The following is a 16543-nucleotide window of genomic DNA, read 5'->3' on the forward strand; positions in this document are numbered from 1 at the left end:
TTCGAAAAATAAAATGGGGTTTTCATTTTAACATACTCCCCATTTTTTTGCTTTTATAGTACCTTTTTCCATATTCAACCTTTATGGACGGTAAATACAAGTATATACCTATGATAAAGAAATAATTGCTTCGCATCAAGATTCTTGGTTTCTCTATTTTTAAATATAAAAAAAATAAAGCCGCATGTATGCGGCTTTAACTTTGTAATTGATTTAAATGAGTAAAAAAATTAGGATAGGAGACTGAAATAGCAGCCGAATTTTCCAGGTAGACCTCATCCGTGCAAATTGCTGCTGCAATAGCAAGCATCATACCAATACGGTGATCACCATGACTGGAAACTGTTCCTCCTTGGAGATTGGATTTTCCATTGATAATCATCCCGTCGTCAGTCGCAATAATATTTGCACCCAGCTTTTTCAACTCGTTAACAACGGTATCAATCCGATTTGTTTCTTTTACCTTTAATTCTTGTGCATTTTTAATAATGGTTGTCCCTTCAGCCTGGGTAGCAAGTAAAGCAATGATTGGAATTTCATCAATTAAACGTGGAATTAAGTCTCCTTCAATAATCGTCCCTTTTAGCTGAGAAGTTTTAATTAGAAGATCTCCATAAGGTTCAAAAGCCTGATCCTCACTCTTTAAAATCTGAATATCAGCACCCATCTTTTTCATCACATCAATGATGCCCGTTCTAGTTGGATTAAAGCCGACATTTTTTAAAGTGATCTCACTATTCGGGATAATCGCACCAGCTACAAGGAAAAATGCGGCTGAAGAAATATCACCAGGAACATGTACATGAGTCCCGGATAATTTTTGCCCCCCTTGATTGTAATTCTTCCATCTTCTTTTTGGAGTTCTCCGCCAAAATGGCGAATCATTCTTTCCGTATGGTCTCTCGATTCAGTTTTTTCAATGATCGTCGTCTCTCCATCAGCTTGAAGACCTGCAAATAAAAGGGAAGATTTAACTTGTGCGCTTGCCACTGGCATTTGATAGTGAATAGGTTTTAAATTTCCTCCACGGATCGCAATCGGAGTGTACTCGCCATTCTTTCTTCCTTCGATCTGGGCACCCATTTCTCTTAATGGAACCGTAACCCTTGTCATCGGCCGTTTTCCAATTGAATGGTCACCTTGTAATGCTGCAAAAAATGGTCGCCCTGATAAAATTCCCAACATTAAACGGATTGTTGTTCCGGAATTACCAACGTCAAGGAATTCAATAGGCTCGCTAAGTCCATCAAGACCTTTTCCAATAATTTGAAGTTCGTTCTCGTGTTCTTCAATTTGGACGCCAAGCTTGCGAAAGCAAGAAATTGTGCTTAAACAATCATCCCCTGGTAAAAAATTCGACACGGTGGTCACACCTTCAGAAATGGCACCAAACATCACAGAACGATGAGAAATAGATTTATCCCCGGGTACCGCTATACTGCCTGATAAACCCTTTAAATTAATGGCTAATTTTAATGTGTCCATGTCATCACCTCTTCCCTTGATGTCAGTTTAGGATATTATAAATGTCGCATAATCTGTATAAGAGAGGATGCATTTCTCCGCCCTTTGCCGATCCTCTTCGGTTTGAAAACTGATTGCCAAAACCCCATATACATCCTCACGCGTTTCATGAATACGAATATTTGTTATACTAATTCTTTCCTGTGCTAAATAGCCTGTGATTTCAGAAATCACACCTGGAACATCGGGAATATCTACAAATAAATCATAAAAAGCAGGTATTGCCCCCTTTTCTTTTATAGGAAGACTGTCACGGTATTGTTTTGCATCATTAAAATAATTGAAAATATCATTGCTATTTTCTTTTTCTAATAATGATTTAATTTTCCGCATTTCTTCTTGCCACTTTTCAAAGAGGTCTAATAAGACTTCTTTATTTTGCAGCAAAATATCTCGCCACATTTCCGGACTGCTTGAGGCTATACGGGTAATATCCCTAAAGCCACCTGCCGCAAGTCTAGGTATTAAATTTCGTGATTCTGCCAGCTTTTCAGTTTGACTAACAATTGATGCAGCAATGATGTGAGGAAAATGACTTACAATCCCGGTTAAATAATCATGTTCATCTGGAGAAATGGTTAAAAACTTTGCTTTAGTTCCTTTTAGCCATGTTTTTAACGCCTCTACTTTAGACTCTGGAATCTGATCATTTGGCGTTAATAAATAAAACGCATTTTCAAAAAGTATATCTTTTGCAGCTGTCACCCCACTTTTATGTGAGCCAGCCATTGGATGCCCTCCTATAAAGGCACAACCTTTGTTTAAAAGAATGTCTGCCGAATGCACGACCTTTTGTTTCGTACTCCCGGTGTCTGTAATAATAACGTCTTTTTTTAGCTGGAGGTCAGCAAGTAAACTTATAATCTTTTTCGTTTGATTAACCGGTGTGGATATGATAATTAAATCAGCATCCGAAGCGCCTTCCTCGATCGTTTCCGCAATATCATCAATAACCTCAAGCGCTTTTGCCAGCCTTGCTTGCTCGCTATTTACATCAAAACCAATAATGGAAGATTCCCTATGCTCTTTCTTTATACACAAAGCTAAGGAGCCGCCAATTAATCCTAATCCAATAACAAAAACACGGCCTTTCAAAAATTTGTCCCCCTAATTAAGAAAAGCGCATGCGCACGTTTAGCGAAGGACACTAGCTGCTGTGCGCAGGAGCTAAACAGATAATCTTCAAAATTTTTATTATTGTTCTGCTAAAAATTGGCTTATTGCCCCAAGAAGACCTTCATTTTCTTCATTGGACCCTACAGTAATTCTGACTGAGGTTGGAAATCCAAGAGCCTTTCCTGAGCGGACAATATATCCTTTTTGCAGTAAGTACTGAAATACTTGATCCCCGTCCACTTTAAAGTCAACTAAAAGAAAATTCCCTTGTGACGGAAAATAGGACAGTTTATTTGCTTCGAAAAATTGGTAATATTGCTCAAGACCCTGCCGATTTGTTTGTTTACACTGCTGAACAAACTCCTGATCGTTGATTGCTGCTGCCGCTGCAAGTTGACCAAATGTACTGACATTAAATGGCTCTCTAGCGGGTTCAAGTGCTTTAATAATCTTGGAATTGGCAATTCCATAGCCGATTCTTAGTGAGGCAAGACCGTAAATTTTTGAAAATGTGCGTAAAACAATGAGATTGTCAAAACGTCTTGTCAAACTGATTGATTCATAGTAGTCTTCTGCCACTACATACTCATAATAAGCCTCATCAAGGACTACTAATGTCTCTTGAGGTACCTTTTCAAGAAATGCAATTAACTCCTGCTCAGGTATATATGTACCGGTAGGATTATTAGGACTGCATAGCCAAACGATATTGGTATTTTCATCAATTGCAGCCAGCATTCCATCTAAGTCATGGTTTCCATTCTTTAAAGGCACTTCAATGATCTTTGCTCCTTCGATTACAGCATTATGTCGATATTGGGAAAAGGTAGGTTCGGCCATAACTGTATTCGAACTTGGATCAAGCAGTGCTCTTGAAATAATTTGGATTAAATTATCTGATCCATTACCAAAAATTAGTTCTTCTGGTTTTACTTGATAATGATTAGCAACTGCTTCTCTTAAATTGGTTGCATAACCATCTGGATAAATTGCAAGACTTTGCCCGTTTTCATGAATTGCTGCCAAAGCCTTTTGTGAACAGCCAAAAGGATTTTCATTTGATGCTAACTTAACAATTTTCTCAAGGTTAAATTCTTTTTTAACAGAATCTATCGATTTACCAGGCTTATAAGGAGTTAATGTTAATAGCTGTTCTTTCCATCTCATGTTTCATTCACCTCATACATTGTTTCGCTCTATTATGCTAATAGTTTAAAGTGATAAAGAACAATTTTATTTTATCATACTTTTTCATATAGATTTTATTTTTTTGCTATTTTTCCAAATCCGGTCTAAGGATGTTCGCTTCCCGTAAATAAACGTGATGAATTTCTGTTTGATCCTTATCTGTATTTAGGTGCAGCATCACTCTTATGCACATTTTCAATGAATTTGGTACAGGCATTTCGCGCATACACATGACAGGGACGTATTGCCAGCCCTCAATTTGGCGCATTCCTTTTGCAGGAAAACCGGCATCAAGATCTTCGGTAGTTGAAATAAAAACGGAAGCAACATCATCTGGATGAATTTCATTTTTTTCGATCATTTTTATAAATAGTTCTTCAGCCGCATTCAAAATTTCCGCTTCTGTATTGTTCTTTACGGTAGTCGCTCCTCTTACCCCTCTGATCATTTTATTCGCCCCCTTTTTTATTGAAATTGTTTAAACTATTTAGGAGATTTATATCCGAAATTCCCTGTAGTACTGGTACCCCCACTTTTTCAAGCAGGACAAAGTGAACAGATTCCCCAATTGACTTTTTATCCTGCTTCATTTTGTCAACCAGCCGATCATTGGAAGCTTGAGCTGGGATTTGTATTTGATACCCCAGTTTTTGTACCCAGCCAATAAATTCATCAAGATCAAAAGTAAGTCCTAATAACTCTTTACTAAGCTCTAAAGCATATATCATTCCAATCAAAACAGCTTCACCATGGGTAATGTTTCCATAACCCAATTCAGATTCGATAGCATGTGCAAGGGTATGGCCAAAATTCAAGTAAGCTCTGATCCCAGTTTCCTTTTCATCCTTAGAAACAAACTCTCTTTTAACTTTTACACCTTTTGTCAGTGCGTAATGTAATTGTTCTGCTGTTAATGTTTGAAGATCATTTACGTTTTTTACCAGCCATAAATAGAACTCAGGGTCATGGATTAGGGCATGCTTAATTACTTCAGCAAAGCCTGAGCGAATTTCTGCAGGCGGCAGTGTTGTTAATAAATCCAAATCATAGAAAACAGCTTCAGGTTGATAAAAAGCGCCAATCATATTTTTTCCTAATGGATGATTAATGGCAACTTTGCCTCCAACGGCGCTATCATGAGCGAGGATAGTTGTAGGAATTTGAATGAATGGAATTCCTCTCATAAATGAAGAAGCAACGAATCCGCTTAAATCACCAACTGCTCCGCCTCCAAGAGACAGGATAATCGATTTGCGATCCAGATGATTTTCAAGTGCTGTTGACAAAGCTTGGTAATAAACGTCAAATGTCTTTGCCTTTTCTCCCCCTGGAGCGATAAAAACAATAGGTTTGAGATCAGCCAGCCTATCAGCCAATTTTGATAAATGAATTTTTGCGACATTCTCATCCGTGATAATTAGGATCTTCGTTAATTGTTGAAAATGACTTATTAAAAAAGAATGAATATCAGCAAGTACACCCTCACCAATCATAACTTGATAAGTTTTTGATTCTGTTGGGATAAGGATCTTTTCCATTAGAAATCCCTCGCAACTTGTCTTTGCCGATCTATTTCATCTTTAAATCCTGTAAATCGGTCACTATTAAATTGTTCAACAAGTGCTGAAGCCAGTTCCCAAGCAACGACTGCCTCCGCTACAACAGCTGCAGCAGGTACAGCGCAGCTATCAGAGCGCTCAATGCTTGCCGAAAATGGCTCTTTCGTATCTATATCAACACTTTGAAGTGGCTTATAAAGGGTCGGAATAGGTTTCATTACTCCTCTGACTACGACGGGCATGCCTGTCGTCATACCGCCTTCAAACCCGCCAAGTCGATTTGTTTTCCGATAGTATCCTTTTTCTTTATCCCAAGCAATTTCATCGTGAACTTCACTTCCAGGCTTACTTGCTGCTTCAAAACCAATACCAAATTCGACTCCCTTAAAAGCATTGATACTTACAATAGCAGCAGCAATTTTCGCATCTAATTTTCGGTCATAGTGAACATAGCTTCCTACACCCGCAGGCATACCTGTTGCTACTACTTCAACAATACCACCGATTGAATCCCCATTTTCCTTTGCCTGATCAATTGCTTCCATCATTTTGGCTTCTACATTCGGATCAGCACAACGGACTGGTGATTTTTCAGAACGATCTTTTAATTCCTCTAAAGCCAATGTAAGATCCACATTTGCTTTTACTCCGCCAATTTCAACTACGTGGGAAACAACCTCTATTCCAACTAGGGAAAGTAATTTTTTTGCCACAGCACCGGCAGCAACTCTGACTGTTGTTTCCCGTGCAGAAGAACGTTCAAGAACGTTTCTCATATCACGGTGTCCATATTTTATTGCCCCATTTAAATCGGCATGACCTGGACGAGGTCTAGTTATTTTCCGCTTTATTTCATCTTCGGAAACATCTGTCAGTGGATCTGGTCCCATAATCGATGTCCAGTGCTTCCAATCATTATTTTCGACTACTAAACAAATTGGGGAACCAAGTGTTTGACCATGTCGAACTCCGGATAAAATTTCAACAGTATCTTTTTCAATTTGCATTCTTCTTCCACGGCCATACCCTTTTTGCCGTCTGGCTAAATCAGTGTTAATATCTTCAGCCAAAAGCGGCATTCCAGCAGGTAAACCTTCTAAAATTGTTGTTAGTTGCGGTCCATGTGATTCTCCCGCTGTTAAATATCTCATATCCTTTCCCCCTTCAACTCATTAAAGAATATTTTGTATCAATATAACATATGAACATCAATAAACATAGCAAAATTGTTCAAAATATTATAATTTTATGCCATTTTTCGACTTTATCTAAATTTAAACATAATGATTTTTTCATAACTTTATACAAAAAGGGCCAAATTGGCCCGAACTTCTAGATTTTTTGGTAAAAGAAGGTTTCTTGCGTTTTTAAATGATAGAGACTAGGATTAAAAATTTGCTCTGTGCTGCCCACAAATAAAATCCCATCCTTTTTTAAGGCAGAGCTAAATTTTTGGTATAAATGATTTTTTGCCTCTTCAGTAAAATAAATAAGAACATTTCTGCAAATAATCAGGTCGTATTGACCCTCATAGGGATCTGCCAACAAGTTGTTTTTTGTAAAGGTTACCATTTTCTTTATTTCATTACATATATAATAATAATCGCCTTGTTGATTAAAAAACTTTCGTTTTAAGTTTTCGGGAACCTCATTAACTGACTTTTCGGAATAAACACCGGTTTTCGCCCGAGCTAAGGCATTTTCATCAATATCGGTTGCAAGAATATGTATATCAGAACGAGGCATAATACCTGTAACAATCATTGCAATGGTGTATGCTTCTTCACCTGTTGAACAGGCAGCACTCCATATTTTTGGGTGCTTATTGTTTTTTAGAATTTGCGGCATGATTTTTGTCTCAAGTATTTCCCATCGTTGGTAGTTTCTGAAAAATTCTGAAACATTAATTGTCAATCGATCTAAAAATTCATTTAAGAGATTTTGATTTCTATTTATTTCTTTAAAAAAATCCTGGAATGATGAAAATCCTTTTTTCTCATAAAGAGATTTTAGTCTACGCTTCATTTGAACTTCTTTGTAGAGGGAAAGGTCAATACCGGTTTTCCTTTTAATTTGGATTATAAATTGTTCATAACCATCCGACATTTTTACCGAACTCCTCATTTTTTCTTTTCACCGATTGCAATAATTTTGAAAGCGCGTGCAAAAACAGCACTCGTAAACACAAGTGCTGTTTTTTAAAAAATTTAATAAATCCATTCGTTTATTGATTTGGAATAATCAACTAAACCTGCATCCTTGAAAAATAGGCCAATTTCACGTTCCGCACTTGCAGGAGAATCGGATCCATGAATGACGTTTTTGCCAACTGTTAACCCAAAGTCTCCACGGATTGTACCTGGTGCTGCATCCTTTGGATTCGTTGCCCCCATCATTTGTCTAGCAGTAGCAATGACATTTTCTCCTTGCCATACCATTGCAAATACTGGCCCAGATGTAATAAAGTCTACTAACTCACCGAAAAAAGGTCTTTCCTTATGCTCTCCATAATGTTCTTCAGCAAGTTCATTTGGAATCTGCATTAATTTAGCAGCAACTAATTGAAACCCCTTTTTTTCAAATCGCGATACAATCTCTCCAATTAAATTTCGTTGTACACCATCTGGTTTAACCATTAAAAATGATTTTTCCATTGATTTCACCCCTCAACCTTTATGTAAATGGATTGCGAACAATCCACGAAAATATTACCATTGTTTTGAAAGTTTCGCAACTTTCCGAAAGGAGTGAGATTCATGAATGTTTAAGATTTTCTTTTTCCAATATATTTGGCAATATCCTGCAGGGCTTTTTTGGCGCAGTTTCCCGGCAGTTCATTCAAAAGCCTTAGTGCTTTTTCAAGGTACAGATCACTTAACGCAATGGACTTTTCGATTGCACCTGACTGTTTGATAAGAGAAATTATTTTTTCAATTTGTTCGGGTTTCATACTCTGGTTAACTTTTTCAATTTCGGCCCGAATTTTTTTATCCTCCATCGCATAAAGCACTGGTGCTGTAATATTTCCTTGTAAAAGGTCTCCGCCAGCAGGTTTTCCAAGTGTTTTTTCTGTTGATGTAAAATCAAGTATGTCATCAATAATTTGGTATGACATTCCAACATAATAACCAAAGCGAAAAAGCTTTTTGTGGATGTCTTCTGTTACACCTGTAGCAATTGCACCTAACTGGCAGCTTGTTGCGATCAGCAGTGCTGTTTTCCGTTTGATCCTGCGAAAATAATCACGAAAGTTCTGATTAAAACGGTATTTATCTTTTATTTGCTCAATTTCACCAATGCAAACCTCAACAATTGTATTAGCCAGTATTTGATGGACAGCTGGCTGTTTTACCTTTGTGATGATTTCCAATGAAAGGGCTAAAATATAGTCCCCCGTGTACATAGCAACCTTATTGCCCCACTTTGTTTTTATTGCAGGTTTACCTCTGCGAAGTTCAGCATCATCAATAACATCATCGTGGACTAGTGACGCCATATGAATTAATTCAAGTGCAACCGCAACATTTTTTAAAATTTCAATATCATAGTTTCCAAACTTTCCTGCAAGTAAAACAAAAACAGGACGAATTCTTTTTCCGCCGGCTTGCAATGTATATAACGATGCTTCTTTTAAAAGGAGGGAATTTGCTTGAATTTTATCTTCAAGCTCTTTCTCAATAATATCAATATCCGAATTCAAAAATGAATACATCATTTTTAATTTCATTTGTATTCACCCAGCTTTTTCATCCTGTCAACACTCATTCATCTAATTTTTTCGTCCGATATGAACAGCAGCCACTCCTAGATCGTATGGTTTATAATAAACATCTTTGAAGCCTGCTTTTTCAAACAAATTGGCAAGTTCTTTCATCCCTGGAAATGTACGGGCGGATTCCTGAAGCCACGAATATTCTTGATAACTTTTGGCAAATAGCTTCCCGAATAGAGGCATAATAAAGCGAAAATAAAAGTAGTATAGCTGTTTGTAACCAGTCATTGTTGGCTGCGAAGTTTCAAGACAAACTGCAATTCCTCCAGGCTTTAATACTCGGTTCATTTCTTTTAATACCTGCAGGTAATCTGGCACATTTCTTAAACCGAAACCAATTGTTACATAATCAAAACTATTGTCGGGAAAAGGAAGTTCCATTGCATTTCCATGAATTAATGTAACTTGATTTAGTTTTAGGGAGTCAACCTTTTCAAGGCCAACTTTAAGCATGTTTTTACTAAAATCTAAACCTGTTACTCCACCAGATGGTCCAACTGCTTCAGCTAAGGCGATTGTCCAGTCCGCAGTCCCGCAGCAAACATCAAGTGCTTTTGACCCGAGTTGAACGTTCATTTTTTTCATCGTGTCATTTCGCCATTTAATATGCTGCTGGAAACTAATTACCGAATTCATCTTATCATAATTCTCGGAAATTTTTTCAAAGACGTGATGAACTCGTTCTTCTTTTGATTCTTGCATGGATCTTAACCTTCTTCCACAAATGTTTTGGCAATAGGCTGATGTTGGTTTAAAATCGAAGTAATTCTTAAATCCAGTTGTTCACTTATACGAGGTAACTTTTGCAAACAACTTTCTATTATTGTCCTCGAGAACTCAATGTATCGGTCACAAATGACGAATAGGTAGTTTTGTTGTTCACTTGACAAGTCCTTCATTTTCGATTCACTTTTTGCAAATACGATTTTTTTCATTGCTTCAAATAGTTGTGAACAGCCGGTTTGGCTATATCGATTTTTTTCGCTAAGCAGCCTTTTGACTAATAATAAATTAGATACAATTTCATACCAAACATTAACATGAAAATAGTCAATTATTTTTGTAATCAACGAACTTTCAATAATTTTTATACTTGCCATCAGTTTTTCTATACCATCAAACTCCTGTTGGAAAACGGAAATTTTATGCTCGTTAACTTCCTTTATCCCGCCTGCTAAGACATTTATCATAAAAATATCTTCGCTGTCAGCAAGAAGTTTGTAATATAAACCACTATAATAATCCCCTGCAAGAACCGTTAGTTGTCGGCTTGTAATTTGAGGAATTCCATTGATTTTTTCGTTTGAAATTTGCTCATGGGTATCAAGGGCAATCTGAATTAACATCGTTGCTAAGGCATAATTTTCCCTTTGTTTATCAGACAGCTCAAGCTGGTCCATTATAGTGATAAGTAAAAGGAGTTTGTCCTCATCAATGTATGGTGTTTTAATAAATTTTATTAAGTATGGATGCAGAACTTTTTGTTCTATCCGCCCCTTAACCTCTGATAACCTTTGGCATATGTCCTGCAATCTAATCACCCTTGCTTCCCCTGAAGTATATATTAATAATGTTATTCATACATTATTACTTTTCCCATTTATAAAATAAGGCAGTCACAATTATAACATAAAAGAAAACCGCTGAGGATAACTTCACAAAATAACAACATTTATTATGTGGTTGTATAAATAACGTTTCTTAATCTGTTATTATTTTTTTATTTCACTTTCAACTTCACCAAAACAAGTTAAAATCCTGGCATTGCCCCTAATTTTAATGGCAGACGTATGTTCAGTAAACTGGGCAATCAGGACTTCGCCTTGATCTAATTTTTCAGAATGATGAAATCTTGTATCAGTACCTCTTGTTAATCCAATGACACTTACACCATCATCAAGTGCCTTAATGACGACATAATCATTATTTTGATTATTGTTAATTTCCATGTTATCACCCCAAAATCAAATAGGTAAATAGCTTAGAATTGTATTTACATTTTAATTAGTTTTAAAACTTCCGAACGGGCTTCAGCATCTTTTTTATACACACCGCGGACAGCAGTCGTAACGGTTCTGGAGCCAGGCTTCTTTACCCCTCGCATCGTCATACACATATGTTCTGCCTCTACGACTACCATTACTCCCTGAGGTTCCAACTTTTCCATAATAGCATCAGCAACAGTAGATGTAATCCGTTCTTGCAGTTGTGGTCTCTTTGCAACAGCTTCAACAGCCCTTGCTAATTTACTCAAACCGGTTACTCGTCCATTTTGGGGTATATAGGCGACGTGTGCTTTGCCAAAGAAAGGGACTAGATGATGTTCGCACATCGAATAAAATGGTATATCTTTTACGAGCACTACTTCTTCATGGTCTTCACTAAAAATAGTATCAAAATATTGTTTTGGGTCATCGTTTAATCCAGTGAAGACTTCCTCATACATCTTGGCAACCCGCTTTGGTGTGTCCAAGAGTCCTTCACGGTTAGGGTTCTCACCGATCGCCTCTAATATTAAACGTACCGCTTCTTCAATTTGGGTACCGTTTACTTCTGTCATGGTCTTTCCTCCTAATATATATCTGTCTAATTTAACGATAAAGTATAAATGACAAATATATCTTAGCATATCCTAATTAAAGCAAGCAAAACCAAAGGCTTTTTGGCTGAATTGGAAAGAGAATTGAAGATGGAGAATTATGTACGAATGATCTTGGTCATATAAAAAAGTCATGGACATGTCCATGACCTTTTTATATCATCTTGCTTCAAACTATGTAATTATTTTACTGCATCTTTCAAGGCCTTACCTGGTTTGAAAGCAGGAACTTTGCTTGCGCCAATTTCGATTTCCTCACCTGTTTGCGGATTACGTCCTTTACGCGCAGCACGCTCACGTACTTCAAAGTTACCAAATCCAATTAATTGGACTTTATCACCATTTTTTAAAGCATCTAAAATTGAATCAAAAACAGCATCAACTGCTTTTGTAGCATCCTTTTTAGAAATTTCGCTAGCTTCTGCTACTGCATTAATTAGTTCTGTCTTGTTCATGCCATTCACCTCCTCCCAAAGATTTAATCAAATTAGTAGAAAGATTCCTTATCTACATTTCTAAACAATTTTTCTGAATTCTATACGTCATAATGCTAAAAAATAAGGCTTCTGGCGGTAATTCTGTTAAAAGATTATCATAATCAAATCAGCTTAGCAAGAAGATTTGAATAAATAATGGGAATCTTTTCTTTCAGAGCTACATATTTGTAAAATCTTAGCCTTATTTGGATAAAAGCGGAAGCACCAATGTTTGGCTAATGAAACCTACCTAAATTCACTTTTTAAATAAAATAAAAAAAGACCCCTAATTGGAGTCTTTGCCATTATAAAATAATAGCGATTAATCCACCTGATCCTTCATTGATAATTCGCTCAAGGGTTTCTTTTAATTTGTACCTTGCATTTTTCGGCATTAATGATAATTTAGCCTGGATTCCTTCGCGAACAATTGAACTCAAACTGCGTCCAAAAATATCTGAATTCCAAATTGACAATGGGTCTTCCTCAAAATCCTGCATTAAATAGCGGACAAGTTCTTCACTTTGTTTTTCTGTCCCAATGATCGGTGCAAATTCTGATTCGACATCCACTTTTATCATATGAATAGACGGTGCAACTGCTCGGAGACGGACACCAAACCTTGCACCCTGGCGAATGATTTCTGGCTCTTCAAGACTCATATCCGCTAAGGACGGTGAGGCAATACCGTATCCCGTTTGTTTTACCATTTTTAAAGCATCTGATATTTGATCATACTCAGCCTTGGCGTGGGCAAAATCCTGCATTAATTCAAGGAGATGATCTTTTCCACGAATTTCAACTCCAACAATTTCTTTTAGTATTTCATCATATAATTCATCTGGTGCAAACAAATCAATTTCAGCAACCCCTTGCCCCATTTCAATTCCTGCAAGGCCTGTGCTTTCAATAAATTCGAAATCACAAAAACTTTGAACAACCCTGTCAACATCTCTTAATCTTTTAATATCTTTGACAGTATCTTTAACAGCTTCTTGATAACTTTCACGAAGCCAGTGATTTTCCCTTAAAACCATTACCCAGCTTGGGAGATTTACATTCACTTCAAGCACTGGAAATTCAAACAATGCTTCTCGCATAACATTCAGGACATCACTTTCACGCATACTCTCAACACTCATCGATATGACAGGGATGTCATATTTCTCCACGAGACTTGCCCTAAGTGACTCTGTATTTGGATGATGCGGCTGTGCACTATTCACAACCATAATAAATGGTTTACCAACCTCTTTTAATTCAGCAATAACCCTCTCTTCTGCTTCAAGATAGTTACTGCGAGGTATTTCACCAATTGTTCCATCAGTGGTAATCACCACACCGATTGTTGAATGCTCTTGGATCACTTTTCTCGTCCCAATCTCTGCTGCTTCGTGGAATGGGATTGGTTCTTCATACCAAGGTGTATTGATCATTCTTGGACCATTTTCATCCTCATATCCTTTAGCACCAGGGACTGTGTAACCCACACAATCCACCAAACGGATATTTACATCTAACCCTTCATCCACATGGATGGTTGTTGCTTGGTTTGGAACGAATTTTGGTTCAGTTGTCATAATCGTTTTGCCTGCAGCACTTTGTGGAAGCTCATCCTGGGTTCGAGTTCGGTCTGCTTCATTCATAATATTAGGCAGGACCACTAATTCCATAAATTTCTTTATGAATGTTGATTTACCAGTTCTAACTGCACCTACTACACCTAAATAAATATCACCGCCAGTTCTTTCGGCAATATCTTTAAAAATATCTACCTTTTCCAAATGATCCCCTCCCGATCATAGAGTTAATGGGAAAATACTATCCTTTTAGGTATTTTTGGACATTATATGTTTATGACGTTGTCCTAAGTCGATATGACAGTTTTCAAAAATTATTTACCCCCTTGTTAAAAAAGGACCTTTTTCCATTTGTTGGTATTTTTATTTCATACATTTTCAGGAATGAGGGGTTAAAAAAACCCTTCTCCTACAATATATTGCTTAGAGAAAGGGTTATGACTAATTCATTATTTACTATTGACGTAGTGGTAGTTATTTTTTATTAAAAAAAATCGGTTCTTTTGTTTTAGGATCAATTGTGTATGGTAATGAATAGGCAGGAACGAACATAGAATCTCTTTCAAGAATGGGCCTAATATCTTCCCCTGGTTTTACAATCTCCTTCTGTTTTTTTAATGCCTGAAATAAATCAGAACTGTAATCCACATATATTTCCGTGTCCCCAGTAATCACAAACGGGAGATTATGCCCAGTATATGGACTAACAGCGTATGGCGTTTTTTCATAACCAATTTTTGTGAAATCCAGAGAATAAACATTAAATGCCAGCCTTTTTTTGAAAGGGGGATAGCCATTTGCCTTAATTCTCATTTTTATTTCCTCAATGGTTTCAGCTATTCTCAGATCAAATACTTTTACAGTTGGATTTGTTTGTTCATCGATAATGACATATTGAAACACCCCGCCATTTTCAAATGCATTTCCTGGAGGCTCAGAAAGGTACTTGGGTGTTAGCTTCTTAAAATCAATTGGATATTTTTGATAAGTTGGAGTGTTTGCCTCCGTGGTTTTGATAGGCAATAGGCCTCCATTGTCTTTTTGATAGGAATCTACAGCAGCTTGTACAGATTGAATCTGATCCTTATATGGAAGTTGATTTTGAAAACGTTCCTGATTTGGATACATGCAGCCCGATAAAAAAAAAGCGGTTAAAAAAATAATACTAAGCATAATGTTTCGAATCATACAATCATCCTTTTATTATGGACTAAGATAGAGCATCATGAAAAAAGAACTATGAAAATAACGATTCCAGATACAATCATAAGTATGTAAGCAAGAATTGCAGTAATGACCTTTAAAACCCCTTTTAGTTTAAAGCGGCTAAAGTAAATGGTCATAATCGATAGAAACATCAGTGCCATGCCTGGCAATTGAAATCCACATTTTAATCATTGCTGGTGACATAAAAATACCTCCCTTTTCCCAGAGGTTATTATAACACAGGAAATACACAATTCTAAAATTTCAGTTTATACAGAGAAAAATTAAAAAATGACTGAAAGAAAGAGGGGGCGAGACTCTTTCTTCAGTCAAATGACTATACAACCCATACTCCCATTTCATTTTACAAAGTTGCTTTCGATGCATTGTATGCAATTTCATAGAGATACGTTTCCTCTAAAAATGCTATTTAATAAAAATAATTCGATTTTCCTACTCTTCCTCATTATATCGTTCCCCTAGAATGTTGATGAGGTCATTCATTTCATTTGTCTTACCTCGCGCCATTAGCGAATCAACAGCTTCTTTGGGATTATAGCCTTTAAACAAAACATTATAGAGAGCATTCGTAATCGGCATCGATACTTGATACTTTTCAGCTAGTTGATAAGCGGCCTTCGTGGTTCTAACTCCTTCAACCACCATCCCCATATTCGCTAAGACATCATCAAGGGAATGCCCCTTACCAAGTAAATTACCAGCTCTCCAGTTTCGAGAATGCACACTGGTACATGTGACAATTAAATCTCCGATCCCAGTTAGTCCAGAGAAAGTTAACGGGTTTGCGCCCATTTTCGTCCCCAATCTGGCAATTTCCGCTAACCCGCGTGTAATAAGTGCTGCTTTTGCGTTGTCCCCATAACCGAGTCCATCAGCAATTCCAGCGGCTAAAGCAATAATATTTTTTAAGGCCCCGCCTATCTCCACACCTACAATATCTGGATTAGTGTAAACACGAAAATTTTGATTAATGAACAAATCTTGGATTTTTTCAGCTGCTACCATGTTCTCAGAACTTACGGTTACTGTCGTTGGATGACGCAAACTTACTTCCTCTGCATGACTTGGCCCAGAAAGCACAACGATATCCTCTAAAAGCTCCTCTGGCATTTCCATTTTAATCACTTCTGAAATCCTTAATAATGTATCAGGCTCAATTCCCTTACTAACATGAACAATTGTGAGAGGCATTTTTTGAGCGACACTGATTTTTCTAACTACCTCTCGAATTGCCTTAGTTGGCACTGCTAAAATAACTTTTTCTATACCTGCTAACGCTTCGGAAAGTGATGCATACCCAATAATGTTGTTCGGAAGAATTACATCTGGCAAATACTTTTTATTTGTATGAGATTCATTAATTTCCTTTACTTGAGCTTCATTATGACTCCATAAACGGACCTCATGACCATTGTCTGCCAAAACCATCGCAAGCGCCGTTCCCCAGCTTCCTGCACCGATCACAGCCAATTTTTTCGTGTTCCCCTGCATATTATCACGAC

16 protein-coding genes and 2 pseudogenes are annotated in these 16543 nt (G+C 37.1%); all 18 read right to left on the reverse strand.

All coding sequences use genetic code 11. The features are described 5' to 3' along the window. Window positions 1–196 precede the first annotated feature (196 nt). Window positions 197–1485 (reverse strand): annotated as a pseudogene (gene aroA, locus RCG17_RS04215) (3-phosphoshikimate 1-carboxyvinyltransferase). Between the two features lie 27 nt (window positions 1486–1512). Next, window positions 1513–2619, reverse strand: a complete 1107-nt coding sequence (locus RCG17_RS04220; protein ID WP_308174017.1) for a prephenate dehydrogenase — start codon at window positions 2617–2619, stop codon at window positions 1513–1515. A 99-nt stretch (window positions 2620–2718) separates the two neighbouring features. Next, entirely contained in the window at window positions 2719–3807 is a 1089-nt protein-coding gene (hisC, locus tag RCG17_RS04225) for a histidinol-phosphate transaminase (protein WP_308174018.1), read from the reverse strand. 106 nt (window positions 3808–3913) lie between these two features. Further along, entirely contained in the window at window positions 3914–4276 is a 363-nt protein-coding gene (aroH, locus tag RCG17_RS04230; RefSeq protein ID WP_308174019.1) for a chorismate mutase, read from the reverse strand. 1 nt (window position 4277) lies between these two features. Next, on the reverse strand, window positions 4278–5366 hold the full coding sequence (aroB, locus tag RCG17_RS04235; RefSeq protein WP_308174020.1) for a 3-dehydroquinate synthase: 1089 nt from the start codon (window positions 5364–5366) through the stop codon (window positions 4278–4280). Further along, window positions 5366–6538 (reverse strand): chorismate synthase, encoded by a 1173-nt coding sequence (gene aroC, locus RCG17_RS04240; RefSeq protein ID WP_308174021.1) that lies wholly within the window; start codon window positions 6536–6538, stop codon window positions 5366–5368. The genes aroB and aroC overlap by 1 nt, the downstream gene beginning before the upstream one ends. Before the next feature lie 181 nt (window positions 6539–6719). Continuing rightward, window positions 6720–7493 carry a CheR family methyltransferase gene (locus tag RCG17_RS04245; RefSeq protein WP_308174022.1) on the reverse strand — a complete coding sequence of 258 codons (774 nt, stop codon included), beginning with the start codon at window positions 7491–7493 and terminating at the stop codon, window positions 6720–6722. 101 nt (window positions 7494–7594) lie between these two features. Next, a complete protein-coding gene (gene ndk, locus RCG17_RS04250; RefSeq protein ID WP_308174023.1) occupies window positions 7595–8041 on the reverse strand; it encodes a nucleoside-diphosphate kinase in 447 nt (148 codons plus the stop codon). Window positions 8042–8151: 110 nt separating this feature from the next. After that, complete coding sequence (gene hepT, locus RCG17_RS04255; RefSeq protein ID WP_308174024.1) at window positions 8152–9114, reverse strand: heptaprenyl diphosphate synthase component II; 963 nt, start codon at window positions 9112–9114, stop codon at window positions 8152–8154. A 42-nt stretch (window positions 9115–9156) separates the two neighbouring features. Then, entirely contained in the window at window positions 9157–9861 is a 705-nt protein-coding gene (locus RCG17_RS04260) for a demethylmenaquinone methyltransferase (protein ID WP_308174025.1), read from the reverse strand. Between the two features lie 5 nt (window positions 9862–9866). Further along, entirely contained in the window at window positions 9867–10700 is an 834-nt protein-coding gene (locus tag RCG17_RS04265) for a heptaprenyl diphosphate synthase component 1 (RefSeq protein WP_308174026.1), read from the reverse strand. A 171-nt stretch (window positions 10701–10871) separates the two neighbouring features. Continuing rightward, window positions 10872–11108 (reverse strand): trp RNA-binding attenuation protein MtrB, encoded by a 237-nt coding sequence (mtrB, locus tag RCG17_RS04270; protein ID WP_308174027.1) that lies wholly within the window; start codon window positions 11106–11108, stop codon window positions 10872–10874. A 44-nt stretch (window positions 11109–11152) separates the two neighbouring features. After that, the gene (gene folE / locus RCG17_RS04275; RefSeq protein ID WP_308174028.1) at window positions 11153–11719 is read right to left on the reverse strand and encodes a GTP cyclohydrolase I FolE; all 567 of its coding nucleotides are present in this window, start codon (window positions 11717–11719) and stop codon (window positions 11153–11155) included. A 221-nt stretch (window positions 11720–11940) separates the two neighbouring features. Beyond that, window positions 11941–12213, reverse strand: coding sequence for an HU family DNA-binding protein (locus RCG17_RS04280; protein ID WP_308174029.1), 273 nt, complete (start codon window positions 12211–12213; stop codon window positions 11941–11943). Between the two features lie 326 nt (window positions 12214–12539). Further along, window positions 12540–14018: a stage IV sporulation protein A gene (spoIVA, locus tag RCG17_RS04285; protein WP_308174030.1), complete on the reverse strand. Its 1479-nt coding sequence runs from the start codon at window positions 14016–14018 to the stop codon at window positions 12540–12542. Window positions 14019–14288: 270 nt separating this feature from the next. After that, on the reverse strand, window positions 14289–15002 hold the full coding sequence (locus RCG17_RS04290) for a hypothetical protein (RefSeq protein WP_308174031.1): 714 nt from the start codon (window positions 15000–15002) through the stop codon (window positions 14289–14291). 35 nt (window positions 15003–15037) lie between these two features. Further along, window positions 15038–15224 (reverse strand): annotated as a pseudogene (locus RCG17_RS04295) (DUF2768 domain-containing protein). 249 nt (window positions 15225–15473) lie between these two features. Then, the gene (locus RCG17_RS04300) at window positions 15474–16532 is read right to left on the reverse strand and encodes an NAD(P)H-dependent glycerol-3-phosphate dehydrogenase (RefSeq protein ID WP_308174032.1); all 1059 of its coding nucleotides are present in this window, start codon (window positions 16530–16532) and stop codon (window positions 15474–15476) included. Between the last annotated feature and the right edge of the window lie 11 nt (window positions 16533–16543).

It is taken from the genome of Neobacillus sp. PS3-12 (assembly GCF_030915385.1).
Taxonomy (GTDB): Bacteria; Bacillota; Bacilli; order Bacillales; family Cytobacillaceae; genus JAEVLT01.